The organism is Cryobacterium melibiosiphilum (assembly GCF_003602235.1).
GTDB lineage: Bacteria > Actinomycetota > Actinomycetes > Actinomycetales > Microbacteriaceae > Cryobacterium > Cryobacterium melibiosiphilum.
The window spans coordinates 1-1,944 of sequence record NZ_QZVS01000006.1 but is presented as its reverse complement, the minus strand read 5'-3'; the positions used below and the strand labels follow the sequence as shown (position 1 = coordinate 1,944).

Sequence of the window (1,944 nt, the reverse complement as noted above, 5' to 3'; positions counted from 1 at the left end):
GGCTGTGTGTGATCAACTCTTTGTAGGCCGTTTCGGCAGTGAAATCCGGCCAAGTTAGCGGCTGGTTTCCTGCCAAAAGAGCGCTAAAAATCAGGCCAGCAAATCCCGCCCTAAAAAGGCGCTTGGGGATGCGCAGAGATTGAGATCACCGGTGGCCGTGGCCCTCTTCAGCGAGCTGGAGACATGGGCCCGCCACCCCCCGATAGGTTCCTAAAGGCGTGTCTACTGCCAAGCGGTCGCGCCGGAAGGAACCAGGAAGCAGATGACGGTACCCATGTCCGTGCAAGAAAATATCAGAACTCTCGACTCCCACGGAATCGCGGGCCGTGAAATCGCCCGTCGGTTGGGAGTCAGCCGCGATGCGGTGGCGAAATACACCGGGCAACAGAACTTTTCACCCAAACCACCGACGCCCGTTCCACGGCCCGCCGGGTCAGCCGTGGCCGGGTTTGAAGACACCATCGAGACGTGGTTGACCGAGGACCAGCGCCGGCCCCGCAAGCAACGTCACACTGCCAAGCGGGTCTTTGATCGCTTGATGAACGAGGAGAACTACACCGGCAGCTACTCACCCGTGCAACGCTTTGTGAGGAAGTGGAACGACCAACACCGCCAGGCCGGGGAGGGCTTCACCGAGCTGGTTTGGCCAGCTGGCACCGCGCAGGTCGACTTCGGCCAGGCTGAAGCCATCATCGCCGGGATCAGGCAGATCCTGCACATCTTCGTCGTCACGTTCCCGTTCTCGAACATGCGCTTCGTGCAGGCCTACCGCGGCGAAACAGCCGAGTGCGTCTGCCACGGCCTGCGCACCGTCTTCGACCACATCGGAGCCGCGCCACGGCACCTGGTCTTCGATAACGCCACCGGCATCGGACGACGCGTCGGCACCAAAGTCGTCGAGGCCAAAGTGTTCGGCGCGTTCAAACTGCACTACCGATCGGAGTCCAGGTTTTGCAATCCGTACTCCGGCAACGAGAAAGGCAACGTCGAAAACGCCGTTGGGTTCCTCCGCCGCAACCTGATGGTCCCCGAGCCGGAAGCAGCCACCCTGCAGGGCCTGAACGACATATTGCTGACGCGGTGCATGGCGTTGGCGGAGACCGTCCACTACCGAAAAGGTCTACCCGTGAGCGAGCTTTTCGCCCAAGACGTCGCCGCGTCGCTGGCACTGCCCGGCGTGGGGTTTGACCCGGTGCGTTACGAGTCCCGCACCGCCGACAAGAAGGGAAACATCCTCATCGACGGCAACACCTACGCGGCCGGGTCCTCCTTCCACAGCCGCACCCTGACCGTTGGGCTCCGCCACGACGTCGTCGAGATCCTCGATGAGCATTCCGCGCCGGTGCGGTCCTTCCCCCGGGCTTTCGGAGTGCAGGCCGAGACGATCTTCGAGCCCGCGGCGCTGCTGCCGTTGCTGGTCACCAAGCCCGGCGCCTGGAGCCATTCCCAACTCCGGCCGTTGGTCCCGGAGCCAGTGCGCGACTGGCTCGACAACGCCACCGCCACCAACCGGCGCCGCCTCCTCAGCGCTGTCGAAGCCGCATCAGGCTCAGCCGGGTTCGATGCCGCCATCACCGCTGCCGACCTACTCATCCAGCGCGGAGACACCCCCGAGATCGCTGCGCTGGGCATGCTCGCCCGGCGCCTGGCCGGCGGCACCAGCCCGGCCGTGGAGAACGTGGACCTGAGCGTTTACGACGTCTTCACCACGGGAAGCTTCACCAGCCTCAACACGCTGACGGGAGAAATCGCATGACCCTGATCACCGCGCAGGACATCATCGAGACCGGCCGGCAGGCGTCACTGACCCACAGCGTGTTGGTCGAATGGGCCGAGAAAGGCACTCCGAAACAACGCGAATACCTCCACGGAGTACTCCTGGCCGAGCACGAATCTCGGCAAGCATCACGCCGCCAACGACTGTTAACGGCTGCCCGGCTGCCG

1 protein-coding gene and 1 pseudogene are annotated in these 1,944 nt (G+C 63.7%); both read left to right on the top strand.

Annotation, left to right across the window (positions count from 1 at the left end; all coding sequences use genetic code 11):
* Positions 1–274 precede the first annotated feature (274 nt).
* Positions 275–1,756, top strand: coding sequence for an IS21 family transposase (gene istA, locus D6T64_RS00035; protein WP_119970227.1), 1,482 nt, complete (start codon positions 275–277; stop codon positions 1,754–1,756).
* Positions 1,753–1,944, top strand: a pseudogene (locus D6T64_RS00030) (ATP-binding protein); the annotation flags it as partial. The gene istA and the pseudogene D6T64_RS00030, both read left to right, overlap by 4 nt.

Bases quoted from the DNA above. Each gene is read 5' to 3' on its own strand.
- istA (WP_119970227.1), top strand. From the start codon at position 275: ATGTCCGTGCAAGAAAATATCAGAACTCTCGACTCCCACGGAATCGCG.